Source organism: Streptomyces shaanxiensis (genome assembly GCF_039537145.1).
In the GTDB taxonomy this organism is placed as follows: Bacteria; Actinomycetota; Actinomycetes; order Streptomycetales; family Streptomycetaceae; genus Streptomyces; species Streptomyces shaanxiensis.
The window spans coordinates 117504-141171 of sequence record NZ_BAAAZY010000003.1 but is presented as its reverse complement, the minus strand read 5'-3'; the positions used below and the strand labels follow the sequence as shown (position 1 = coordinate 141171).

The 23668-nt window shown below is 71.1% G+C and carries 17 protein-coding genes and 1 riboswitch; of the genes, 3 read left to right on the top strand and 14 right to left on the bottom strand.

Going from position 1 to position 23668, the window contains the following annotated elements:
* Positions 1–62: 62 nt before the first annotated feature.
* Positions 63–911 (bottom strand): sulfurtransferase, encoded by an 849-nt coding sequence (locus tag ABD932_RS02815; protein ID WP_345008463.1) that lies wholly within the window; start codon positions 909–911, stop codon positions 63–65.
* Positions 912–1205: 294 nt separating this feature from the next.
* On the opposite strand from ABD932_RS02815, the gene ABD932_RS02810 reads away from it, so the two are divergent.
* Positions 1206–2009, top strand: a complete 804-nt coding sequence (locus ABD932_RS02810) for a VOC family protein (RefSeq protein WP_345008462.1) — start codon at positions 1206–1208, stop codon at positions 2007–2009.
* Positions 2010–2056: 47 nt separating this feature from the next.
* Here ABD932_RS02810 and ABD932_RS02805 read toward each other — a convergent pair whose 3' ends face one another.
* The 8 genes from ABD932_RS02805 to ABD932_RS02770 all read right to left on the bottom strand — a co-directional run bounded on the left by ABD932_RS02805 (position 2057) and on the right by ABD932_RS02770 (position 13580).
* Complete coding sequence (locus ABD932_RS02805; protein ID WP_345008461.1) at positions 2057–2380, bottom strand: hypothetical protein; 324 nt, start codon at positions 2378–2380, stop codon at positions 2057–2059.
* A 34-nt stretch (positions 2381–2414) separates the two neighbouring features.
* Positions 2415–7109, bottom strand: a complete 4695-nt coding sequence (locus ABD932_RS02800; RefSeq protein WP_345008460.1) for a putative T7SS-secreted protein — start codon at positions 7107–7109, stop codon at positions 2415–2417.
* A gap of 42 nt (positions 7110–7151) precedes the next feature.
* On the bottom strand, positions 7152–7739 hold the full coding sequence (locus tag ABD932_RS02795; RefSeq protein ID WP_345008459.1) for a hypothetical protein: 588 nt from the start codon (positions 7737–7739) through the stop codon (positions 7152–7154).
* Positions 7736–8095 (bottom strand): SseB family protein, encoded by a 360-nt coding sequence (locus ABD932_RS02790; protein ID WP_345008458.1) that lies wholly within the window; start codon positions 8093–8095, stop codon positions 7736–7738. Before ABD932_RS02790 ends, ABD932_RS02795 begins: the two co-directional genes overlap by 4 nt.
* A 95-nt stretch (positions 8096–8190) precedes the next feature.
* Complete coding sequence (locus ABD932_RS02785; protein WP_345008457.1) at positions 8191–8844, bottom strand: thymidine kinase; 654 nt, start codon at positions 8842–8844, stop codon at positions 8191–8193.
* A gap of 54 nt (positions 8845–8898) precedes the next feature.
* Positions 8899–10092, bottom strand: coding sequence for an alkaline phosphatase family protein (locus ABD932_RS02780; RefSeq protein ID WP_345008456.1), 1194 nt, complete (start codon positions 10090–10092; stop codon positions 8899–8901).
* A 1-nt stretch (position 10093) separates the two neighbouring features.
* Entirely contained in the window at positions 10094–10681 is a 588-nt protein-coding gene (locus ABD932_RS02775) for a DUF5998 family protein (protein ID WP_126395591.1), read from the bottom strand.
* A gap of 52 nt (positions 10682–10733) precedes the next feature.
* The gene (locus tag ABD932_RS02770; RefSeq protein WP_345008455.1) at positions 10734–13580 is read right to left on the bottom strand and encodes a bifunctional acetate--CoA ligase family protein/GNAT family N-acetyltransferase; all 2847 of its coding nucleotides are present in this window, start codon (positions 13578–13580) and stop codon (positions 10734–10736) included.
* Positions 13581–13758: 178 nt separating this feature from the next.
* On the opposite strand from ABD932_RS02770, the gene ABD932_RS02765 reads away from it, so the two are divergent.
* Positions 13759–14040, top strand: a complete 282-nt coding sequence (locus ABD932_RS02765; RefSeq protein WP_126395589.1) for an HPr family phosphocarrier protein — start codon at positions 13759–13761, stop codon at positions 14038–14040.
* A gap of 167 nt (positions 14041–14207) precedes the next feature.
* On the opposite strand, the gene ABD932_RS02760 is transcribed toward ABD932_RS02765, so the two are convergent.
* The 4 genes from ABD932_RS02760 to ABD932_RS02745 form a co-directional block, all read right to left on the bottom strand.
* On the bottom strand, positions 14208–14903 hold the full coding sequence (locus tag ABD932_RS02760; protein WP_345008454.1) for a GntR family transcriptional regulator: 696 nt from the start codon (positions 14901–14903) through the stop codon (positions 14208–14210).
* A 284-nt stretch (positions 14904–15187) separates the two neighbouring features.
* Positions 15188–15973, bottom strand: a complete 786-nt coding sequence (locus tag ABD932_RS02755; RefSeq protein ID WP_345008453.1) for a M23 family metallopeptidase — start codon at positions 15971–15973, stop codon at positions 15188–15190.
* Between the two features lie 13 nt (positions 15974–15986).
* A riboswitch (cyclic di-AMP (ydaO/yuaA leader) is annotated at positions 15987–16149 on the bottom strand.
* Between the two features lie 201 nt (positions 16150–16350).
* Positions 16351–17739, bottom strand: coding sequence for a M16 family metallopeptidase (locus ABD932_RS02750; protein ID WP_345008452.1), 1389 nt, complete (start codon positions 17737–17739; stop codon positions 16351–16353).
* Positions 17736–19109, bottom strand: coding sequence for a M16 family metallopeptidase (locus tag ABD932_RS02745; protein ID WP_345008451.1), 1374 nt, complete (start codon positions 19107–19109; stop codon positions 17736–17738). The genes ABD932_RS02750 and ABD932_RS02745 overlap by 4 nt, the downstream gene beginning before the upstream one ends.
* An 885-nt stretch (positions 19110–19994) precedes the next feature.
* On the opposite strand from ABD932_RS02745, the gene ABD932_RS02740 reads away from it, so the two are divergent.
* Positions 19995–22451 (top strand): DNA gyrase/topoisomerase IV subunit A, encoded by a 2457-nt coding sequence (locus ABD932_RS02740; RefSeq protein ID WP_345008450.1) that lies wholly within the window; start codon positions 19995–19997, stop codon positions 22449–22451.
* Here ABD932_RS02740 and ABD932_RS02735 read toward each other — a convergent pair.
* Positions 22448–23530, bottom strand: a complete 1083-nt coding sequence (locus ABD932_RS02735) for a CobW family GTP-binding protein (protein ID WP_345008449.1) — start codon at positions 23528–23530, stop codon at positions 22448–22450. The genes ABD932_RS02740 and ABD932_RS02735 overlap by 4 nt on opposite strands.
* Between the last annotated feature and the right edge of the window lie 138 nt (positions 23531–23668).

Sequence of the window (23668 nt, the reverse complement as noted above, 5' to 3'; positions counted from 1 at the left end):
ACGAGGGCCGCGTGGGTGACCACGCGGCCCTCGTGCCGTTCAGGGACGTGACCGGCCCTGTCCTACTGCGGATCCGGCCCCACGGCGACCGGCCGGGACGGGTCCGAGGACCACTCCGACCAGGAGCCGACGTACAGCGCCGCCGGAATCCCCGCGACCGCCAGGGCCAGTACCTCGTGCGCGGCGGAGACGCCCGAGCCGCAGTACACGCCGACTTCCGCGCCCTCGGCGGCGCCCACCTTCTTGAAGCGGGACTGGAGTTCCTCGGCGGGGAGGAAGCGGCCGTCCGCGCCGACGTTGTCGTTCGTGGGTGCGGACACGGCGCCCGGGATATGGCCGCCGACCGGGTCGATCGGCTCGACCTCGCCGCGGTACCGCTCCCCCGCACGGGCGTCCAGCAGCACCCCCGACCGGGCGAGCGCCGCGGCTCCGTCGGCGTCGAGCAGCGCCGTCGCTCCCGGCGCCGGCTCGAAGTCGCCCTCCGCCGGGGTCGGTACGGACGTCTCCAGCGGCCCCTCCCAGGCCGGCAGTCCGCCGTCGAGGACCCGCACATCCGGGTGCCCCGTCCAGCTCAGCAGCCACCATGCCCGGGCCGCCGCCCAGCCCAGCCCGCCGTCGTACACGACCACGGGCGTCCCGGACGACACGCCCGCGCGCCGCATCGCCGCACCGAAATCGGCCAGATCCGGCAACGGGTGACGGCCGCGCGCGCCGGGCGCGGAGGCCAGTTCCCGGTCCAGGTCGACGTAGACCGCCCCGGGGATGTGCCCCGCCTCGTACGTGGCACGGCCGTCGAACGGGGGCTCATCGGCCTTCGGCATGCTCAGTTGCCAGCGGATGTCGAGCAGCACCGGCGGGTTCCCGCCCGCCGCCGCGCGCGCGAGTTCGGATGCGGAGATGATGGCGTTCATGCCTCCATCCTTGCGCACGGGGTGGCCGCGTCGGCGCGCTCCGGATACTCTGCCCGCCGGACAGGCCCGATCACGAGGCGTACGGGACCGGGCACATGCTGTACAGACGATCGACATCCGTCGGCAATCGCACGGAAACGGGCGGTAAATCGCACACCGGGCATCCTCCGGGCACCGTCCGTCGTGCGCGGCGCGCCCGCAGCGCGCGCGGCCACGGGTGGTGCGAGCATCGGCACGGGGGTGCGGACAGCGGAAGCGACGCGGCCGCAGCGAGGGACCGAGGAGAGAGTGACGATGACCGAGGCACGGGGGTCGGCCGGCCCGAACAGCGCCACGCACGCCCAGCACGCGCCCGGCACACCCTGCTGGGTGAGTCTGATGGTGCACGGGCTGGCCGCGACCCAGGAGTTCTACGGCGCGCTGTTCGGCTGGGAGTTCCAGCCCGGACCCCAGCAACTCGGCCCCTATGTTCGTGCCCTGCTGGACGGCCGTGAGGTGGCCGGCATCGGCCAGCTGCCGCCCGACCGCCACCTCCCCATCGCCTGGACGCCCTACCTCGCCTCGAACGACGCGGACCTGACCGCCGACACGGTACGGCTGTGCGGCGGCACGGTCGGAGTGGGTCCCCTGGACGCCGCCGAGGCCGGCCGGATGGCGATCTGCTCCGACCCCTCCGGCGCTGTCTTCGGCGTGTGGCAGGCGGCGGCCCACCTGGGCACGGCGGTCACCGGCGTGCCCGGCACCCCGGCCTGGAACGAGCTGCTGACCTTCGAGTCCGTGACCGTCGCCAAGTTCTACGAGACCGTGTTCGCCTACGAGGAGGAGCCGGTGGTCTCCGCCGACTTCGACTACGTCACCCTGCACATCGACGGCCGCCCGGTCGCCGGCATCCACGGCGTCGGCAACGCCCTGCCCCGCGACCGGGGCCCGCACTGGATGACGTACTTCGAGGTCGCCGACACGGACGAGACGCTGGCCCGGATCGCCGACCTCGGCGGCCACGTCCTCAAACCGGCCCACGACAGCGCCCACGGCCGCGTGGCGACGGTGTCGGACCCGGAGGGGGCCCGGTTCTCCATCATCGGGAATCCGCGCTGACGGCACCCGGGAGCACGCGCGAACCGGTCGATCTACATATGGGGGGCTTACTCCTGCTTCTTCGTCTTGAGTTCCTCGGATCGAGCCATCAGCTTCTCGGCGAACTCATCCCAGTCGGGGCCGAAACTCAGGAGATCCGATCCGGCTTGCCCCAGGATCTCGGCGTCGTCGGGCCGCTGGAGGCACAGGAGGCGGAAGGCCAGGTTGCGTGCCCACACCGGGAGTGCCATCCAGTCTTCGGCCAGGGATGCCTGCAGCGAATCCCAGATGTCGTCGGGATCAGCGAAGGTCAGCTTCTCGATGAAGTGCTGGACCTCGGCGGGGATCCCCATGGCGCCGCCGTCCACCCCGCCTACCGAGATCTGCGACATCAGTCGAGTCAGGTCAGACACAGTCAGCCTTCCGTTATGGGTTCAACCAGTAGGTCGCGACCCGGTATGTGCCGTCGGGCGTCTGCGCCACGCGATATCCGATGCTGTGCCCGTCAATGTCAACAGCCCCCTCCAGGGGGCGAATGCCCGGACCGGGTTGCGGAACGCTTCCTCCGCCCTTGATGAAATCGTATACATCTCTTGCGATCGCCGCCTCGACCTGGTCGGCGGACAAGCCTGTGCTCCGTACGTCGTTCTTCACCCCGCCGGGCCCTGTGTGGACGCGGTCATAGCCGTGACCGGTGTTGAACTGCCAGTCGTCGTCGCCGACTTTGGCCCACCGCTTGAGGTTCTCGCCCTCACCCGCTGTCTTGCCGTAGACGACCTCACAGCCGGCAAGGCCGGATGGGTCTGCCCACGTGTGGGGATTGTGGACCCATGCCACAGGGTTGGGAGCAGGCGCGAGGCCGAGGGGGTCCGGGCTGGTGTAGCGGGCGGTGGCGGGGTCGTAGTGGCGGTAGAGGTTGTAGTTGAGGCCCGTCTCCGGGTCCGCGTACTGGCCGGGGTGGCGCAGTGGCGTGTGGGCGGTGGCGCCGCGGGCCACGGCGGTGGTGCCCCAGAGGGTGCTCCGGGTGCGCCAGGCAAGGTCGCCGCCGGGGGTGACGAGTTCGGTGGGGGTGCCGACCAGGTCGGTGACGATGGCGAAGAAGCGCGCGTCGACGGCCTGCTGGGTCTCGGGATCGAGGGCTCGCTCGGCCTGGGCGACGGGAGCGAGACCGTCGTAGTCCCAGGTCAGCGCGATCGGGCTGGTTCCGGCACTCGTCGTGGTGGTCTGTTCGACGACCTGGATGCCGTCCCAGGTGAAGACGGTCTCCTCGGCCACCTTGCCGCCCGCGTCGAGTCGCTGCTTGGCGGTGCGGCGGCCGAGGGGGTCGTAGCGGTACCGCCAGGTGGTGCCGTCGGGGGTGGTGCAGGTGGTGAGGTGGTCCTCGGCGTCCCAGGTGTAGCGCCAGACATCGGGTTTGCGGGAGAGACGGGTCTTGCGGCGTTCGATGACACGGCCGGCGTCGTCGTGGACGTACGTCCACCGGCCTGCCTTCTGCAGCCGGGTGCCGTTGAACTGGCGGTCACCGTGAGCTGACTCGCCGTGGGATGCGGGCCAGGCGGCCTGGGTCAGGTTGCCGGCGGTGTCGTACGTGTAGGTCTCGGTCCAGTTCTGTCCGGTGACCTGGGTGACGCGGCCGGCGCGGTCGAGGCGGAAGCGCCGGGCGCCGTTGAGACGGTCGGTGACGGCGGTCAGGCAGCCGTCGGCCCGGTACTCGTACGCCAGCTCCTGCAACACCGCGTCGCCTTGCCGGTGCGGCGCGGCGTGCGGATCGCCGGTGACGCCGTCCGTGGTCACGGTACGGGCGAGGAGGCGTCCGGCTGGGTCCCACCGGTTGGCCTGGGTCAACGCCGTGTCGACATGGCGCCTGGTTTCGCGTCCAGCGGCGTCGAAGGCGGAGTCGAGGGTGTGGCCGTCGATGCGGAGACCGACGCGGTTGCCCGCGGCGTCGTATGCATAGGAGGTGACAGCTCCGGACGGAGTGATCCGCCGTACCGGTCGGCCGAGCGCGTCGCGGTCGAAGGTGAGGATGCGGCCTTCGTGCATCTCGGTGCGCAGCCTGCCCATGCGGTCGCGCTGCAGGACGAGTTCGGACTCCGGTGTCGCGGCGGCGATGAGGCTGCCTACGGGGTCGTAGGTGTAGCGGGTTTCGTCGCCGTCGGCGTTCTTGACGGTGACGCGGCCGTGGAGGTCGCGTTCGTAGGAGACGGTCTGGCCCATCGGGTTCGCCCGACGCCGCAGACGGCCGGCCTCGTCGTGGGCGTAGTTGAGGAGGCGGCCGTCGAAGTCGCGCTCGGCGGTGACGAGGCCGCTGGGGTCGTACTCGTAGCTCCAGGTCAGGCCCTGGGGGTTGGTGACCTGGCGCAGCCGCAACTCGGTGTCGTAGTGGAACTCGTGCCGGGTGCCGTCCGGTTCGGTGCGGGCTTCGAGGAGGTCGAAGTGGGTGTACGTGTACTCCGTGGTGCCGCCGACGGGGTCGGTGTGGCGGATCAGGTTGCCTTCGCCGTCCCACTCCCAGGACTCGACGGCTCCGTCGGGGCCGGTGCGTCGGGCGGGCTTGCCGTCCACCGTCCAGCTCATGTGGGTGGTGTTGCCCAGTGGGTCGGTCACCGTGACCGGGCGGCCGAAGGCGTCGCGCAGGTACGCGGTCGTGGCTCCGAGCGGGTCCGTCACGCGAAGTGGCAGCCCGGCGGCGTTGCTCTCGATGCGCGATGTCCGGCCCAGCGGGTCGGTGACCGCCGCCAGGTGGCCCCGCTCGTCGTACGCCAGGGCGATGGTGGTGCCGTCCGGCCGCACCGTGACGGCCAGCCGTCCGGCCTCGTCGTACGTGCGGCGGGTGACGGCCCCGTCCGGTTCCTGCGTCTCGACCGGGTTCCCGTCCTCGTCGTACGTGAGGGAGGCGGTGGTGTCGTCGGGGCGCGTAACACTCAGGAGCCGGCCCAGGTCGTCGTAGGTGTAGCTGGTCGTGGCGCCGAGGGGATCGGTGACGGTGAGGGGGCGGTGCTGGTCGTCGTAGGTCGTGCGGGTGGTCCGGCCCGCGCGGTCGGTCTCGGCGACGATCCTCAGCCGGGAGTCGACGGTGAACAGGGAGGTGTGGCCGAGGGAGTCGGTGACGCGGGTGGTCGTGCATTCCGGCTCACGGCTGTCCAGGCCGTACTCGAAGCGGGCCCGCAGGTGTCCGGCCTCGCCCTCGTGATGGACACACCGGTCCTCGTCGTCGTAGGTGTACGAGAACGAGCGGCCGTTGCTGTCGGTCCAGGCGACGATACGGCCCCGCTCGTCGACCTGATAGCGGGTGGCGCGGTCTTCCGAGTCTGCGACGGAAGTGAGGAAGCCTCGGTCGGAGTACGCGTACGTGCGCAGCCGTACAGGTCCGTCGGGTGTGGCAAGTGAGAGGCGGGTGATGCGGCCGGCGTCGCAGGTGAAGTGGAGTTCGTAGCCGCCGGAGTGGGTCAGGGAGAGGGGCTGACCGAGGTCCCATGCGACGGAGATCCGGTTTCCGAGGCGGTCGGATATGGAGGCGAGTCTCGCGACGCCGTCGCCGCCGGGTTCGGTATCGGCCGGCGGCTCGAAAGCGCGGGTGATGCGCGTGACGGGGTCGGTGAGTTCGTAGGAGCCGTCGGGGTGCCGCTCCAGTGACCATTCGATCCCCTGCACCGGAGTCACAGGAAGGCCCGGCGCCGGATGCGGGTACGCACGGACACTTCCGTCGGCGGCGACGTGGATGACGCCTTCGGCGTCGATCTCGAGGCGTTCGTCGATGGTGGAGGCCCAGGCGGGGCCGAACCAGCCGCCGTTGCGGTACGCGGACTCGAAAGTGCGGGTGAACTCCAGCGGGAGGATGCCGGGGAGGGTGATGTCGGTTTGCGCCAGCACCATGCGCCCGGTGGCCATGTCGACCGGCTCGTTGCGCAGGACCTTGCAGTTCAACTCCCGCGCCAGGTCGCCAAGGCGTTCCTTGACGGACTTGCGGGCGGCTTCCTTCGCGCCCTGCTCGATGGCCTCCTTGCCCGCCGTCTTCAGGCCGCCCTTCAGCCCGCCCTTGATGGTGCCGCCCGCGCCTTTGCCGCCGATGAGGTCGATGGCGATGCTGCCGAGGGCTTCGGCGGGGTCACGCCAGTTCTGGTTCTTCACGATGCCGACGAGGCGTTCGGGGTGGGCGACGGTGGAGGCGAGGCCGGTGAGGACGCCGTTGACGTTCTGGAGGTACTGGCCGGGGTGGGTCAGGTTGTACGGGTCGGTGGGGTTGAGCATCCGTACCAGGCCGACCGTCTCGCCGACGGCTTTGAGGGCACCGCCGGCGAGGTGAATGCTGTTGAGCGCCATCCCCTCGGCCATGTCCCGGCCCATGGACTTGACCAGGTCCCAGCCGCCCGGCGGCTCCGGCGCCTGCCGCACCAGACCCATCATGCAGTCCTTGGCCCGGACGGCGGCGTCGTTCCGCTGGCGGCGGGCCTCGTCCACCATGTTCTGGGCCAGATCCAGACCGGCCTTACCCGGATCCTCGAACGGGGCGGGCCGGGGCCCGGGGTCCTGCCCGGCCTCGTTCTTCCGGTTCCACTCATCGGCCTTCGCGTTGTAGTCGGCCACCGCCTTGTCCGACGCCGCCTTGGCCCGCTTGAAGATCGCGACGGCTTCCTTGGCCTGGCCCTGGGCCCACTCCACCATGGAGGCGTACTCCACCAGCGCCTTCGCCGCTTCCTCGCACGCGTCGGCGGCGGAGAGCCAGAACTTCGGCTGCGGCTCGAACTCGGCCCGGAACGCATCGCCGGCCTGACCCTGCCAGCCGTGGACGTCCAGGCCCTTCATCCCCGTACCCAGCCGGTCGAACGCCTTGAAGAAGTCCCGCAGATGCTCCGCACGGTCCGTCAGCTTCTCCACGTCACCGTGGATGATCTCCTTCGGATCCTCGGTCTGGCCGAGCTGCCGTTCGGCGACGTCCGCACCGAGCTTGTCCGCCGACCACTCGGATGCGTCCCGCACCCCCTCGGCCGCGCCGTCGAGTCCCACGGAGTCGAGGCCGTCGGCGGTCTTGTCACCCGCCCACTCGATCCCGTCCCCGACAGCCGCGAGGCCGTCCTTGGCCGCCCCGGCGGCGTCGTCTATGAAGTCACCCAGTCCCACGGCCCGTTTCTCCCCGTTGCCCGTCCGGTTCCGCCGGCTGCCCTACTGCTCGTTCTCGGGTGGCGGTCCGTCCCACTGCCAGTCACTGCGGTCCTGCCCGGCCGGGCCGGCCACGTCCTGCCACGGCGAGGTGCTGAAGTCCTCGCCGACCTGCTTCCACTGGTCACCCATCGCGCCCCAGTCCGGCTGCGCGGTGTCCACCTCCGGCACCCGTGGCCGCACGGTGTCCCACACCTCGCCCCACGACTTGTCCGCGGCCTTGTCCCCCTCGGCGATGCCCTGCTGTGGGTTGTACGAACCAGCCGTGACCGCGGCCTCCTTCAGCGAGCCGACCACGTACTCCTCCTGCTCGTGGTACAGCCCCGCCGACAGGCTCAGCTTGCGCGCGATGTCGTTCGCGTCCTGCATCTTCGAATGGATGGCGAGCGCCCAGCGGCCGCAGAACTGGCCGAAGGCATCCCCCAGTTCACCCGAGCCCATCTCCATCCCCGACATCTGCAGGAACTGGAAACCGTGCCCCTGCTGCGCGGTGATCGAGAAGTAGCCCGTCTCCTCGAGCTCGTTGATCGCGGCGGTCAAGCCGCGCTCGACCTCCTTGGCGGACTCGGGATCGAATGTGTAGCCACTCATGACGACGCCCCCTGCTCCGAGTCCTCGGTCACCGCCACGCGACCGGGCACGATGCCCTGCGCCGGAGGCAACAGGAACGCCCCCTCACTACCCACATCCACCGCGACTCCACACGGCACGCCGATCTCCGCGAGGGTCTCGTCCAGGAGGCGAGCACCGTACACACGCCGGAACTCCCACCGACCGCCCTCACCACGCGCCTGCGCGAACGCCGTCAACGTGTCCGTGTCCGTGAACGCGAAGACCCAGCGCAGACCGCCCTGGTCCCCGGTGAGAATCCCGCCGTCCCGGATCGGTACGAGCACCAGAGACCTGCGGAACTCACCCAGGACGGCCCGCACATTTTCCAGCGCCATGTCTGCGTCGTCGATGTCCTCCGACAGCACAACTGCCCCCAGTTTCCCGTCGATCAGCCACCTCGACTGTAGCTGTGGACGCCGGGGGACAACACTCAGGCAGAGGCGACCGGCAGGACATCCGGCGACAGGACGCCGGCACGTGCCGAGGCGCCGGTCATGCGACGGCGGTGATGGCGGCGGCACAGCACCTCGTAACCGACCTCCGTTTCGGCCGGACGGTTCACGTCACCGACGACGACCTGCTCGCCTTCGACCACCATCTCGCCGCCCACCGTGCGGGCGTTGTGCGTGGCTCGCGCGCCGCACCAGCACATCGCCTCGACCTGGAGCGTCTCTATCCGGTCCGCCAGTTCGATCAGCCGCTGCGAGCCCGGGAAGAGCCTCGTGCGAAAGTCGGTCGTGATACCGAAGGCGTAGACGTCGAGGTCCAGGTCGTCCACCACGCGCGCAAGTTGGTCGATCTGATCCGGCGCGAGAAACTGCGCCTCGTCCACGATCAAGTAGTCGACCCTGCCGCCCTGCGACACCCGGTCCACGACGTAGGCGTACAGATCCATGCCCCGCACTGCCTCGACCGCGTCGGTGACCAGGCCGAGGCGTGAAGAGAGCTTTCCCTCACCCGCCCGGTCGTCCCGAGTGAAGATCAGAGCCTGCAGTCCCCGCGCCGACCGGTTGTGCGCGATCTGCAGCGCCAGCGTCGACTTCCCGCAGTCCATCGTTCCGGAGAAGAACACCAGCTCGGGCATGTTGAGTTGAGCACCTTTCGGCAACGGAGGGGACGGGAGGGACTGAGGGCGGCGTCAGGAGCGTACTTCGAGCAGGGGGACGAACTGCTCGGCGGGGGTCATCGAGCCGTGGTTGCCGACCATCGCCGACTCCTTCGGCTCCCGCTCGGAGGCGATGATCAGGACGTCGTCCCGAGCGGCCGCGACCACGTCGCCGAGGCGGTCGTACACCCGCTCGTCGATCCGCGGCCCGAACCAGCCCGCCTCGATCGCCTCGTCCCGGGACGCCACCCAGAACTGCTCCCCGAGGACCTCGCGCCAGCAGGTCAGGACGTCGCTCGCGGCGCCGGGCACCGCGTACACGTGCCGCGCCCGGCCCTCGCCGCCCAGCAGGGCGACGCCGGCGCGCAGCTCCCAGTCCTCGTCGAAGTCGATGCGGTGCTGCTCGTCGAAGGGCACGTCGATCATGCCGTGGTCGGCGGTCACGTAGAGCGCGCTGCGCGGCGGGAGTTGCTCGGCGAGGCGCTGGACGAGGCGGTCGACGTACATGAGCTGGCCGCGCCAGGTGTCGGAGTCGACGCCGTAGCGGTGGCCGGCGCCGTCCAGCTCGGCGTAGTACGTGTAGACCAAGGAGCGGTCACCCGCGGCCAGTTGCTCGGCGGCGAGGTCCATGCGGTCCTCGCCGGTCAGCCGCCCGAGGAACGTTCCTCCACTGAGCGCGACCTTGGTCAGCGGGGTGTTCTGGAAGGTGGGCGACGACACCTGGGCGGCGTGCACACCCGCCCGGTGTGCCAGTTCGAAGACGGTGGGGTACGGCTGCCAGACGCCCGGCGCCGTCCACGGCTGCCAGCGCAGCTGGTTCATGAGCCCGCCGGTCTCCGGGTTGCGCACGGTGTACCCGGGCAGGCCGTGCGCGCCCGGCGGCAGGCCGGTGCCGACGGAGGCGAGGGAGGTCGCGGTGGTCGCCGGGTAGCCGGCGGTGATCGGGCGTCCGGTGCCACCGCGGGAGCTGCCGAGCAGCGAGCTCATGAAGGGAGCTTCTTCCGGGTGCGCCCTGAGCTGCTCCCAGCCGAGGCCGTCGATCAGGAACACGCAGTTCCGGTCGGCGGGGGTGAGCTCGGTGATCGCGGCGGTCATGTCCGGTACGGCCATGCCGGCGGCCAGGGTGGGCAGCAGGTCGGCGAGCGAGCCGCTGCCGTACTCGGGGGGAGGCGCGGAGTCGACGGCGAGAGGTTCCGGGTGGGAGTCCCAGGCGGTGGACTGGATCATCTCAGCGGGTGACGTCCGCGGTCGCCTCGGAGAGCGACTGCGCGAAGACGAGCGCCTGGCGCACCGTCTCCGGGCCGTCACCGGCCTCGCTGACGCGCAGGCTGAGGTCGTCCGCCGTCGAGCTGCCCGTGTAGCCGTGGTCGGCCTCGCAGTTGGGGTCGCCGCAGGCGGCGGGCTCCAGGTCGATGCGGGAGACGGCGCCCCAGCCGATGGTCAGCACGACCTCGCGGGGCAGCGTGCCCGGGGCGTACTGCTCCGGGTTGGCGACGACACGGCTGACCACGACCGAGGAGATCCGGCCGAGCTTCACGGACTCCGTGGACGTCGTGGCGTACGGCGTCGGGGAGGTGTTGTCCGCGGCCTGCTCGTCGGTGTGGCTGACGATGAAGCGGTTGCCGGTGAGGACGAGCACGGTCACGTGCCGCCGCACCTCGTTCTGGTCGAACGTCGTCTCCTGGTGGACCAGGTACGACCGGATGGGCTCGCCGCCCACGGCGGCCTCCACCGCCTCGGCCACGAGGGCCGGGTAGTAGCCGCTGCGCTCGATCGCCGCTCGCAGCCCCTGGGTCGTCGTACTGGTCTTGGCCATGAGGCCCATCCTACGGGGGCGCACTGACTGCGAGGCACCGCTCACGGCGGTCTCAGTACGTCGGGAGGGTCCTCGGCCCGAGGTCGTCGCGGGCGGGCGGTGGCGCGAGCCGTACGGAGGCGCCGAGCACGCTCAGGCCGTGGGTGGCGACGACGACCGGCTCCAGGGTGACCGCGACGACCTCCGGGTGGTCGTCGACCAGCCGCGACACCCGCAGCAGCAGTTCCTCCAGGGCAGGTGTGTCCACGGGAGCGGAGCCGCGCCAGCCGAACAGGAGCGGTGCCGTCCGGATCGACCGGACGATCGAGGTCGCCTCGCGGTCGGTGACCGGGATCAGCCGGTGCGCCATGTCCCCGAGCAGCTGGGAGGCCGCTCCGGCGAGCCCGAAGGACAGCACGGCCCCGGCCGCCGGGTCGATCACGGCCCGTACGACGGTGTCGACGCCGCGCGGTGCCATCCCCTGCACGACCGGACGCAGTTCCTCCGCCTTGCCGAACAGCGCGGTCAACTCGGCGTACGCCCGCCGCAGTTGCTCCTCGTCCGCGAGATCGAGCCGTACGCCGCCGAGGTCGGCGCGGTGTCGCAGGTGGGGGGCGGTGGCCTTGAGGGCGACGGGGTAGCCGAGGGTGCGGGCGGCGTCGGCCGCGGCGTCGGGGGTGGGTGCGTGCAGGGCGCGGTGCACCTGGATGCCGTACTTGCCGAGCAGGTCGCAGGTCTCGTCCGTGCCGAGCGTGAGTCCCTGCCCGCGCGTGAGCAACCCGTCGATCAGCTGGGCGGCACCCTTCTCGTCGATGTCCTCGTACTCGGGCACCTTTCCGGGGTCGGCGGCCTCGCGGCGCCACTGGGAGTACCTGACGACCTCGGCGAGGGCACGGACGGCGCGCTCGGCCGCGGGGTAGGCGGGGATGAGGCGTGAGGTGCTCTCGGAGGGGTCCGACTGCTCCGGCGGTGCCTGGGCCGGGAAGTCCAGGGGGCGGAAGGGGTGGGGACGGAACGCGGTTGCGGGCGCCGTCGTGCCCGCCTGTGGTGCGGTACTGGCCGCGGCCGACAGCGCTTCCGCGAGCCCGCCGAGTTCCACGTGCACCACCAGCACCGGCTTTCCCGGCACTCGCTCGGCCGCCGAGCTCAGGGCCTCCGCCAGCTCGGCGTCCCCGGTCGTGGCATCGCCGATCGCCGGTATCGCGGTGACGACGACCGCGTCGCACGTCTCGTCGGCGAGCGCGCGCGACAACGCCGCGTGGAAGTCCGCCGCCGACGCCCCCGTCGTCAGGTCCAGTGGCGGCAGCGGCCGCAGGCCCTCGGAGAGGCACGCGTCGTAGGTCAGCAGCCCCAGCGACTCGGAGTTGCCCAGGATCGCCACCCGCGGTCCGGTCGGCAGCGGCTGGCGGGCGAGCAGCAGCCCCGCGTCCACCAGCTCGGTGATCGTGTCCACCCGGATCACGCCGGCCTGCCGCAGCAGCGCGGACACCGTGGTGTGCGGCAGCCGCGTGGCCCGGACGGCGTGCCCCTGCGGCGCCGCGCCACCGTGCCGCGCGCCCTGCACCACGACCAGCGGCTTCGCCGCTGCCGTACGCCGGGCGAGGCGGGTGAACTTGCGTGGGTTGCCGATGGACTCGAGGTACATCAGGACGACATCGGTGTCCGGGTCGTCGTACCAGTACTGAAGGACGTCGTTGCCGGACACGTCGGCCCGGTTGCCGGACGAGACGAAGGTCGACACGCCCGTGTCCCCGGTCACACCGCCGCCGCGCCGGTGCAGCCGGGACAGCAGCGCGATCCCGATCGCGCCGGACTGAGCGAACAGACCGATCCGGCCCGGGCGGGGCATCTCGGGTGCCAGTGAGGCGTTCAGCCGTACGTCGGCCGAGGTGTTGATGATCCCGAAGGCGTTCGGCCCGATGATGCGCATGCCGTACGCGCGCGCGTGCCGTACGAGTTCGCGCTGCCGCTCGCGCCCGTCGGGCCCGCTCTCGGCGTACCCGGCGGAGACCACGACCAGTCCCTGCACGCCGTGCTCGCCGCACTCGGCGACCACCTCGGGGACGTACTCGGCGGGCACGGCGACCACCGCGAGGTCGACATGCTCCCCGATGTCCCCCACGGAGCGGTGCGCGGGCACTCCGTCGAGCTCCTTGAGGTCCGCCGGGAACGCCCTGTTCACGGCGTACAGCCGCCCCGTGAACCCGGCGTCCCTGATGTTGCCCAGGACACCGCGGCCCACCCCGCCGGGCGTGCGGCCGGCGCCGATGACGGCGACGGAGCCGGGCACCAGGAGCCGCCGCACGGAGCGGGCCTCGGCGCGCTGCTCGCGCGCGTACTGCACGGCGAGCGAGCGGTCGGTCGGCTCCAGGTCGAACTCCAGGCGGACGACGCCGTCCTCGAAGCTGCGCTTCTGGGTGTATCCGGCGTCCGTGAACACCTTGATCATCTTGGTGTTGGCGGGCAGCACCTCGGCGGCGAACCGGCGGATGTCACGCTCGCGCGCGACCGCGCCGATGTGTTCGAGCAGGGCGGATGCGACGCCGCGCCCCTGGTGGGCGTCCTGGACCAGGAAGGCGACCTCGGCCTCGTCGGCGGGTGCCGACGCGGGCATTCCGTCGGCGCCGATCCGATCGTAGCGTACGGTTGCGATGAACTCGCCGCCCACCGTGGCCGCGAGTCCCACCCGGTCCACAAAGTCGTGGTGCGTGAAGCGGTGGACGTCCTTCGCGGACAGTCGCGGGTAGGGCGCGAAGAAGCGGTAGTACTTCGACTCGTCCGACACCTGCTCGTAGAAGCTGACCAGGCGCTCGGCGTCATCAACGGTGATGGGGCGGATGCGCGCGGTGCCGCCGTCGCGCAGCACCACGTCGGCTTCCCAGTGGGCGGGGTACTCGTGCCGGTCCGAGGCGCTCTGCATGGGGCCCAGAGTACGGCTCGCGTACGACAACGGCGCGAGGCAGTCTGTGGAGGACGTATGTCGGGTCGAGGCCGCGACCCGACGGTCACCTCAGGAGGAGCGTTTTGTCCCTCCCGGCATGCTTCACGGGTGTGGGAAACTGGTCTAGACAACCCTGAACACCGAAGGGCAGCATCACATGGCTGAGCGCCGCGTCAACGTCGGCTGGGCCGAGGGTCTTCACGCCCGCCCCGCTTCCATCTTCGTCCGGGCCGCCACGGCCGCAGGTATCCCGGTGACGATCGCCAAGGCCGACGGCAACCCCGTCAACGCGGCCTCCATGCTGGCTGTTCTGGGCCTGGGCGCCCAGGGCGGCGAGGAGATCGTCCTCGCCTCCGAGGCCGAGGGTGCGGACGCCGCCCTCGACCGCCTCGCGAAGCTGGTCTCCGAGGGCCTCGAGGAGCTGCCCGAGACGGTCTAATACCGTCTGAAGGATCTCCGCACATGCGGTGAAGCCGCGTCGGTCTTTCCGGCCGACGCGGCTTCGCTGTTTTCGGGCAGGCACCACGGGAATTACCTGCGCACCTGAAAAAGGGCAGCGGAAATTACCCGCCACCGAATTACTCCTCTTTGTATACGGCGCCCTTGTTAATGCCGCAGGCTCGGCATGTTTACGGGATGTTGCGAATTCCTCACGCGCTCCGCGCGGTCGCCGCCGGAGCCGAACCGCAGCCGGTGCACGGACAGCGAGCGCTCGGTGTGCAGCGCCGTGATCGCGCGGGCGCGTTCGCCGTCGCCGCGCGCCACCGCGTCCACGATCGCGCCGTGCTCGGTCCAGGACTCCACGGGGTTGACCGGCGACTCCACGGCGTACATCCAGGCGATCTTGTGGCGCAGCTGGGTCAGCATCGAGGTCAGGGCGGGGCTGCCGGAGGCCTGGGCCAGCGTCTCGTGGAACCAGCCACCCAGGGAGCGCAGGTCCTCGCTGTTTCCCCGCCTGGCCCGCTCCTGGCCCAGCCTGACCAGGCCGCGCAGCACCTTGAGATGGGCCTCGGTGCGCCGCTGGGCGGCCCGGGAGGCGCCGAGCGGCTCCAGCAGGGTGCGCATCTCCAGCAGGTCGGCGGCCTCCTGCTCGGTCGGTTCGGCGACGCACGCGCCCGCGTGCCGCCGGGTCACCACGAAGCCCTCCGCCTCCAGGGTGCGCAGGGCCTCCCGGACGGGGACGCGGGAGACGCCGTAGCGGCGCGCGAGGAGTTCCTCGGTGAGCCGGCCGCCACGCTCGTAGACACCGGCGACGATGTCGTCCCGGATCGCCGTGCACACCGAATGCGCCGGAATACGCATGACCGACCTCCGCCTTAATCCCCGTGAAACGTCGACGAATGACGTGTGTTCAGTGACTCTATTGCAACCGGCCGGAATTTCCGACGGCGGGCCGGAATCCATGGATATTTTTTGGACAGCGGGTCGTGCGAAACGCCGAAAGCCCCGGCTGGGGGAGCCGGGGCTTCGGGAGCGGAGTGTCTGTCGTCAGACGATCACGGGGGCAGCGGCGAGCGCGGCACGCGTGCGTGGAAGGCGTCGGACGATCACGGGGTGGTGAGCGTCGTACGCGCGCGTGGCAGGTGTCAGAGGTTCACGCCGTGCGAGCGGAGGTAGGCGACGGGGTCGATGTCGGAGCCGTACTCCGCCGTCGTGCGGGCCTCGAAGTGCAGATGCGGTCCGGTGACGTTGCCGGTGGCGCCGGACAGGCCGATCTGCTGGCCCGGGGTGACCGTCTGGCCGACCGAGACGCCGATGGACGACAGGTGGCCGTACTGGGTGTACGTGCCGTCGTTCATCTTGATCACGACCTGGTTGCCGTACGCCCCGCCCCAGCCGGCCTCCACGACGGTGCCGGAGGCGACCGCGTGGACGGAGGTGCCGCTGGCGGCGTGGAAGTCGACGCCCGTGTGGCTGCCGGAGGACCAGACGGCGCCGCCGGCCTTGTAGCCCGTGGAGACGTACGAGCCGGAGATCGGGGAGACGTAGGACAGCAGGCGCTTGCGCTCGGCCTCGCGGGCAGCGCGCTCCTTGGCCTCGCGCTCCCTCTCGGCCTTCTCGGCCGCCTTCTTGCGCGCGGCCTCCTGGGCGGCCTTCTTCAGGGCCGCGGCCTCCTTGGCGGCCTGCTCCTGAGCGGCGGCCTGGGCGTCGATCTGGTCGGCGATCGAGTTGTCGACGCTGATCACGGGGATGAGGCCAGTCTGTTCGGCGGCAGGTTCCGCGGCGAGCGCGGGGGCGGCCAGGGTGCCTATGACGCCGGTGGCGGTGAGGGCGGCGACGCCGGCCGCACGGGCGGTGGAGCGCTCGATCCGGCTGGGACGACGGTGCTTCCCGGTGGGACGATTCGCCCCGGTGGCGCAGCTGAACGCCATGAAGTGGCTGGTCCTTTCCTTCCTTCTCGCCTACCGGGTTAGCTGACGGGTTCGGAGCAGGAAGGTCTCCTACGGGCCCCCTCGCCTTCGCGCGGGCGTCCGATTCACCCCAGGGACTACGGTGGGTCCCCGGCTCCCCTGGCTCGCGCCGTACGGGGACTCGGCGATGACTGTCCGGTGCCGCGGGCGCGGCGCACTGCCTGACGGACAGCCCGGAAGACGCTAAGCGGGACGTCTTTCAATCCCCAAACGGATCCCGGCTTTTGTAGCGCATCCCACAGGCCAGACAGGCAACCTCTCCCCCAATTCGGGCATAAGGGGGCCCTGGTGACTCATTCGTCACCAGGGCCCCCACCGCGCGTGGCGGGTGCAGCCGTCTACTCGGCCGCCACCACGGTGACTTCGCCGATACCGAGGGCCTCGACGGGCTCCCGGATCGCTGCCGCGTCACCGACGAGGATCGTCACCAGGCGGTCCGCCGGGAAGGCGCTCACGGCCGCGGCGGTGGCCTCGACCGTGCCGGTGGCGGCGAGCTGCTGGTACAGCGTGCCCTGGTAGTCGTCGGGCAGGTGCTGCTCGACCTGGTCGGCCAGTGTGCCCGCCACGGACGCGGCGGTCTCGAACTTCAGGGGCGCGACACCGACGAGGTTCTGCACGGCGAAGTCCCGCTCGGCGTCGGTGAGGCCCTCGGCCGCGACGCCCCGCAGCACCGTCCAGAGGTCCTGCAGCGCGGGACCGGTGTTCGGGGTGTCGACGGAGCCGCTGATGGCCAGCATGGCCGCGCCCGTGCCGTCCGGGGCGGAGCGCAGGACCTGCCCGAACGCGCGCACACCGTAGGTGTAGCCCTTCTCCTCGCGCAGGACCTTGTCCAGCCGGGAGGTGAGGGTGCCGCCGAGGCAGTACGTGCCGAGCACCTGCGCGGGCCACACGCGGTCGTGCCGGTCTGCGCCGATCCGCCCGATCAGCAGCTGCGTCTGGACGGAGCCGGGGCGGTCCACGATGACGACACGGCCGGTGTCGTCCGCGGTGACCGGCGGGACGGGCCGCGGCTCGGCCGAGGAGCCGGTCCAGGCGCCGAGGGTGTCACCGAGCAGGGCGTCGAGGTCCACGCCGGTGAGGTCGCCGACGACCACGACGGTGGAGGTGGCCGGGCGGACATGCCGCTCGTAGAAGGCGCGTACGCCCGCGGAGTCGATGCCCTCGACCGTCTCCTCGGTGCCCTGGCGCGGACGGGACATGCGCGAGGTCGCCGGGAACAGCTCCTTGGAGAGCTCCTTGGCGGCCCGGCGCGAGGGGTTGGCCATCTCGTGCGGGATCTCGTCGAGGCGGTTGCGCACCAGGCGCTCGACCTCGGCGTCGTCGAACGCGGGCGCCCTGAGGGCGTCGGCGAGCAGGCCGAGCGCCTTGGGCAGACGGGAGACGGGCACTTCCAGGCTGACGCGGACGCCGGGGTGGTCGGCGTACGCGTCGAGCGTGGCGCCGCAGCGCTCCAGCTCGGCGGCGAACTCCTCGGCGGTGTGCTTGTCCGTGCCCTCGGAGAAGGCGCGCGCCATGATCGTGGCGATGCCGTCGAGGCCCTTCGGCTCGGCGTCCAGGGGCGTGTCCAGGAGCACCTCGACGGCGATGACCTGCTGGCCGGGGCGGTGGCAGCGCAGGACCGTCAGGCCGTTGTCCAGCTTGCCGCGCTCGGGCGCCGGGAACGCCCAGGGCCGGGCCTCGCCGGCCTGAGGCTGCGGGTGGAACTCCATGCTGGCGAGCTCGGTCACTGCGCCGACTCCTCGTTCTCGTCGGTGGTCCCGGCGGGTCCGGCCCCGTCGGCTTCCAGGTCCTCGGCCTCGCCGGCGACCGGCTCGTACACGAGCACCGCGCGGTTGTCGGGTCGCAGGCGGGCCTTGGCGACCGCCTGGACCTCCTCGGCGGTGACGTCGAGGACGCGCTGTACGGCGGTGAACGCGAGCTGCGGGTCGCCGAACAGGACGGCGTACCGGCACAGTTCGTCGGCGCGGCCCGCGACGGTGCCGAGCCGGTCCAGCCACTCGCGCTCCAGCTGGGCCTGTGCGCGCTCCATCTCCTCGGCGGTGGGGCCGTCCGCCGCGAAGCGGGCGAGCTCCTCGTCGACGGCCGCCTCGATGACGGGGACCTCGACGTCGCCGGAGGTCTTCACGTCCAGCCAGCCCAGGGAGGGCGCCCCGGCCAGGCGCAGCAGGCCGAAGCCGGCCGCCACGGCCGTACGGTCACGTCGTACGAGCCGGTTGTAGAGGCGGGAGGACTCACCGCCGCCGAGGACGGTCAGCGCCAGGTCGACCGCGTCGCACTCGCGCGTGCCGTCCTGCGGGAGACGGTAGGCGGCCATCATCGCGCGCGCGGGGACGTTCTCCTCGACGACCTCGCGCAGCTGCTCTCCGATGATCTCGGGCAGCGAGCCGTCGCGCGGCTCGGGCTTGCCGTCGTGGGCCGGGATGGTGCCGAAGTACTTCTCGACCCAGGCGAGCGTCTGCTCGGGGTCGATGTCGCCGACGATGGACAGGACGGCGTTGTTGGGCGCGTAGTACGTCCGGAAGAACGCACGGGCGTCCTCCAGGCTGGCCGCGTCCAGGTCGGCCATCGAGCCGATCGGCGTGTGGTGGTACGGGTGTCCGTCGGGGTACGACAGCGCGGTCAGCTTCTCGAACGCCGTGCCGTACGGGACGTTGTCGTAGCGCTGGCGGCGCTCGTTCTTGACGACGTCGCGCTGGTTCTCCAGGCCCTCCTCGTCGAGCGCCACCAGGAGGCTGCCCATGCGGTCGGCCTCCAGCCACAGCGCGAGCTCCAGCTGGTGGGCGGGCATGGTCTCGAAGTAGTTGGTGCGCTCGAAGCTGGTGGTGCCGTTCGGCGAGCCGCCCGCGCCCTGGACGAGCTCGAAGTGGCCCGTGCCCTTCACACTGTTCGATCCCTGGAACATCAGGTGCTCGAAGAGGTGGGCGAGTCCGGTACGGCCCTTGACCTCGTGGCGGGAGCCGACGTCGTACCAGAGGCAGACCGCGGCGACCGGCGTGAGGTGGTCCTCGGAGAGCACCACGCGCAGGCCGTTGGCCAGGCGGTGCTCCGTCGCGGTGAGGCCGCCGGATTGTGCCTCCGGTGTGGCCGTGTGACCCATGGGCAAGGTGTCCTTCCGGTCGCGTGCACTGCGTTGTGCCGAGCAGTTCGGCTTAAGTTCCTGCCACTGTATGCAGCGTCCGAAGGGTCGGCGAAGTTCCCGGTCAGAACGCCTTGGCTGCGCGGCTGGGTGCAGGGCGCTGTCACGAGCCGGGGGCGCCCCGCGGGACGGCCCGTTGTCCCTCGCCTCGACGCGCGGATCGGCGGGCGGCCACCGCTCTCGCCCGCTGGGCCCGCGTCCGCCGCTCTCACCCGCTGGGTATGCGTCCGTCGCTCTCACCCGCTGGGCCTGCGCCCGTCGCGTCACCTCTCGTGCCGGGTGACGCCGCCACCCCGGGACCCGCGCCCGCCATGCGGGCGCGTGCGGCGGCGCCGAGTCCCTTCGGCTGTCTCGCCCGGCTGCCCGTCGATCACTCCGGCGAGTGAACGGTCGCGCGGCGCGAGCTTGCCGCCGTGGGCGGAGCGCCCGTGCGGGCGGCCTGGGAGGGGCGAGGGCGGCACATGCGGGGGAGGCATCTGCCCGGGGCGGCACTCGCGAGGCGCTCGCCGACCGGTGCTCGGTCCCGACGACGGGGGTGCGCCGGTCGCCGGTCGCCGGTCGCCGGTCGCCGGTCGCCGGTCGCCGGTCGCCGGTCGCCGGTCGCCGGTCGCCGGTCGCCGGGAAACTCCGTCGGACGCGTTGTCGTTCCGGTGGCAAGCCCCGCTTTGACCGGGGCGGTTGGTACCCGATGAGTCCCCCCGCTCGCAGACGGGGCCGGGCGTCGGGGACACTTCTCACGCGCCGGGCCGGAGCCCAACATCGGGTCCTGGTCGGTGGTTGTCAGTGCCTCGGTCCACAATGGTCCGCGTCAGATCCCGTCAACGCTTCAGCAAGGAGCCGGCAGCGATGGCCCGCCGCAGCACGAAGACCCCGCCGCCCGACGACTCGTACGAGGAGAAGATCCTCGACATCGACGTCGTCGACGAGATGCAGGGCTCCTTCCTCGAGTACGCGTACTCGGTCATCTACTCCCGCGCCCTGCCGGACGCCCGCGACGGCCTCAAGCCGGTGCACCGTCGCATCGTCTACCAGATGAACGAGATGGGCCTGCGCCCCGACCGCGGCTATGTGAAGTGCGCCCGCGTCGTCGGCGAGGTCATGGGTAAGCTGCACCCGCACGGCGACGCGTCGATCTACGACGCCCTGGTGCGCATGGCCCAGCCCTTCTCGATGCGCGTCCCGCTGGTCGACGGCCACGGCAACTTCGGCTCGCTGGGCAACGACGACCCGCCGGCCGCCATGCGGTACACCGAGTGCCGGCAGGCCCAGGCGACGAGCCTGATGACCGAGTCGATCGACGAGGACACGGTCGACTTCACCCCCAACTACGACGGCCAGGAGCAGGAGCCGGTGGCGCTGCCCGCCGCCTTCCCGAACCTGCTGGTCAACGGCGCGTCGGGCATCGCCGTCGGCATGGCCACGAACATGCCGCCGCACAACCTCGCCGAGGTCATCTCGGCCGCCCGCCACCTGATCCGCTACCCGGGCGCGGATCTGGACACCCTGATGAAGCACGTGCCGGGCCCCGACCTGCCCACCGGCGGCCGGATCGTCGGCCTCGCCGGCATCCGGGACGCGTACGAGACGGGCCGCGGCACCTTCAAGATCCGCGCCACGGTCGAGATCGAGACCGTGACCGCCCGCCGCAAGGGCCTGGTCGTCACCGAGCTGCCCTTCACGGTCGGCCCGGAGAAGGTGATCGCCAAGATCAAGGACCTGGTCGGCTCGAAGAAGATCCAGGGCATCGCCGACGTCAAGGACCTCACCGACCGCGAGCACGGCCTGCGCCTGGTCATCGAGATCAAGAACGGCTTCGTGCCGGAAGCGGTCCTGGAGCAGCTGTACAAGCTGACGCCGATGGAGGAGTCCTTCGGCATCAACAACGTCGCGCTGGTCGACGGCCAGCCCCTCACCCTCGGCCTCAAGGAGCTCCTGGAGGTCTACCTCGACCACCGCTTCGAGGTCGTACGGCGCCGCAGCGAGTTCCGCCGCAGCAAGCGCCGCGACCGCCTCCACCTGGTCGAGGGCCTGCTCACGGCCCTGCTGGACATCGACGAGGTCATCCGCCTGATCCGGTCCAGCGAGAACTCCGCGCAGGCGAAGCAGCGCCTGATGGAGCGCTTCTCGCTGAGCGAGGTCCAGACCCAGTACATCCTCGACACTCCGCTGCGCCGTCTGACCAAGTACGACCGCATCGAGCTGGAGGCGGAGAAGGACCGGCTCAACGAGGAGATCGCCGAGCTGACCCGGATCCTCGACTCGGACGCGGAGCTGCGCAAGCTCGTCTCCTCCGAACTGGCCGCGGTGGCCAAGAAGTTCGGCACCGAGCGGCGTACGGTCCTGCTGGAGTCGGCGGGCGCCCCGGTCTCCGCCGTGCCGCTCCAGGTGGCGGACGACCCGTGCCGGGTGCTGCTGTCCTCGACGGGTCTGCTGGCCCGTACGGCGAACGGCGATCCGTTCGCCGAGGACGCCGAGGCGAAGCGCTCCAAGCACGACGTGATCGTCTCGGCCGTGCCGGCCACGGCTCGCGGCGAGGTGGGCGCGGTGACGTCCACGGGCCGCCTGCTGCGCATCAACGTCATCGATCTGCCCCAGCTGCCGGAGACGGCGTCGAGACCCAACCTCTCGGGCGGCGCACCGCTGTCGGAGTTCCTCTCCCTGACCGACGGCGAGGCTGTGGTCTGCCTGACCACGCTCGACGAGTCCTCCCCAGGCCTGGCGCTCGGCACGGAGCAGGGCGTCGTCAAGCGTGTCGTGCCCGACTATCCGACCAACAAGGAGGAGTTGGAGGTGATCACCCTCAAGGAGGGCGACCGGATCGTCGGCGCGGTCGAGCTGCGCACCGGCGAGGAGGACCTGGTCTTCATCACCGACGACGCCCAGCTGCTGCGCTACCAGGCCTCGCAGGTCCGCCCGCAGGGCCGCGCCGCCGGCGGTATGGCGGGCATCAAGCTCACCGAGGGCGCGAAGGTCATCTCCTTCACTGCGGTCGACCCGGCCGCGGACGCGGTGGTGTTCACGGTCGCGGGCTCGCGCGGCACGCTGGACGACTCCGTCCAGACGACCGCCAAGCTGACCCCGTTCGACCAGTACCCGCGCAAGGGCCGCGCCACCGGCGGCGTCCGCTGCCAGCGCTTCCTGAAGGGCGAGGACTGCCTGTCCGTGGCCTGGGCGGGCCCCGCCCCGGCACGCGCCGCGCAAAAGAACGGCACTCCGGCGGACCTCCCGGACATGGACCCGCGCCGCGACGGCTCGGGTGTGTCACTGCCGAAGACGGTGGCGGTGGTGGCCGGGGCGTTCTAGGCCTCCTCGAAGGCCGCTTCCTCCGGGTCCCGCACATAGCGCAGAACGCCCCACATGCCCTGCTCATCGGCATGTGGGGCGTCGCTCTTGCACCCCTCCAGCTCCTTGCCGAGAGCGGAGGCGTCGATACCGGAGCCGATGAGCACGAGCTGGGTGAGGCGGGCGTCGGCGGGCGCCCAGGGCTCCGGGTAGAAGCGGAGGAAGCGGCCGACGGCGTGAACGGCGTAGCGGTTGCGGACGTCGTACGGCCCGAAGTCGACGTACCCCTTGATGCGGTACAGCCCCTCGGGCCGGGTGTCGAGGAAAGCGATCAGCCGACGCGGGTCGAGGGCGACTTCGGAGGTGAAGGACAGGCTGTCGTAGCCGGTGTGCAGATGGCCGGAGTGGTCCTCGTGCCCCTCGTGGTCCTCGTGCGGCTCGTGGTGATGGTCCAGGTCGTCGAAGGACAGCTGCCCGATGCGCTCCTCGCTGGGCCTGCACTCGAAGAGGAACTCGGGGTCGATCCGGCCGTAGGTGGCGGGGACGACGGCGGCGCGGTCGGTGAGCTCGCGCACCACCCCGAGAACGTGCTCACCGTCCGCCGCCCGGTCGAGTTTGTTGACCACGACGAGGTCGGCGAGGGCGAGGTGCCGGTCGATCTCGGGGTGCTTCGCGCGCGTGTCGTCGAACTCGGCGGCGTCGACGACCTCGACGAGTCCGCCGTACACGATGCCCGGGTGCTCACTGGCGAGCACCATGCGCACGAGTTCCTGTGGCTCGGCGAGTCCACTGGCCTCGATGACGATGACGTCGATGCCGGTGGAGGGCCGGGCGAGCCGCTCGAGATAGACATCCAGCTCACTTGCGTCGACCGCGCAGCACAGACAGCCGTTCCCGAGGGAGACGGTGGAGTCGCCGAGCGCGCCGGCGACGGCCATGGCGTCGATCTCGATGGCGCCGAAGTCGTTGACGACGGCGCCGATGCGGGTGCCTCCGCTGCGGTGGAGGAGGTGGTTGAGGAGCGTGGTCTTGCCGGAGCCTAGGAATCCGGCGAGTACGACGACCGGAATCTGCTGCGGACCAGGGCTCGGCTGACTCAACGTGCGACCTTTCTCACGCCGACGGGTGCACCGGCTCACGGCTCGGCGCACGCACGAAGATTGAATGCCGACCCAGGATACGAGCCGGAATAATCACTGCGAAGTGAACGATTGTTAGCAGCACTTGCCGGGCAGACG

Excerpts from the sequence above, each read along its gene's own strand:
- ABD932_RS02815 (WP_345008463.1), bottom strand. The coding sequence starts at position 911 with ATGAACGCCATCATCTCCGCATCCGAACTCGCGCGCGCGGCGGCGGGC.
- ABD932_RS02810 (WP_345008462.1), top strand. The coding sequence starts at position 1,206 with ATGACCGAGGCACGGGGGTCGGCCGGCCCGAACAGCGCCACGCACGCC.
- ABD932_RS02805 (WP_345008461.1), bottom strand. The coding sequence starts at position 2,380 with ATGTCGCAGATCTCGGTAGGCGGGGTGGACGGCGGCGCCATGGGGATC.
- ABD932_RS02795 (WP_345008459.1), bottom strand. The coding sequence starts at position 7,739 with ATGAGTGGCTACACATTCGATCCCGAGTCCGCCAAGGAGGTCGAGCGC.
- ABD932_RS02790 (WP_345008458.1), bottom strand. The coding sequence starts at position 8,095 with ATGGCGCTGGAAAATGTGCGGGCCGTCCTGGGTGAGTTCCGCAGGTCT.
- ABD932_RS02785 (WP_345008457.1), bottom strand. The coding sequence starts at position 8,844 with ATGCCCGAGCTGGTGTTCTTCTCCGGAACGATGGACTGCGGGAAGTCG.
- ABD932_RS02780 (WP_345008456.1), bottom strand. The coding sequence starts at position 10,092 with ATGATCCAGTCCACCGCCTGGGACTCCCACCCGGAACCTCTCGCCGTC.
- ABD932_RS02775 (WP_126395591.1), bottom strand. The coding sequence starts at position 10,681 with ATGGCCAAGACCAGTACGACGACCCAGGGGCTGCGAGCGGCGATCGAG.
- ABD932_RS02770 (WP_345008455.1), bottom strand. The coding sequence starts at position 13,580 with ATGCAGAGCGCCTCGGACCGGCACGAGTACCCCGCCCACTGGGAAGCC.
- ABD932_RS02765 (WP_126395589.1), top strand. The coding sequence starts at position 13,759 with ATGGCTGAGCGCCGCGTCAACGTCGGCTGGGCCGAGGGTCTTCACGCC.
- ABD932_RS02760 (WP_345008454.1), bottom strand. The coding sequence starts at position 14,903 with ATGCGTATTCCGGCGCATTCGGTGTGCACGGCGATCCGGGACGACATC.
- ABD932_RS02755 (WP_345008453.1), bottom strand. The coding sequence starts at position 15,973 with ATGGCGTTCAGCTGCGCCACCGGGGCGAATCGTCCCACCGGGAAGCAC.
- ABD932_RS02745 (WP_345008451.1), bottom strand. The coding sequence starts at position 19,109 with ATGGGTCACACGGCCACACCGGAGGCACAATCCGGCGGCCTCACCGCG.
- ABD932_RS02740 (WP_345008450.1), top strand. The coding sequence starts at position 19,995 with ATGGCCCGCCGCAGCACGAAGACCCCGCCGCCCGACGACTCGTACGAG.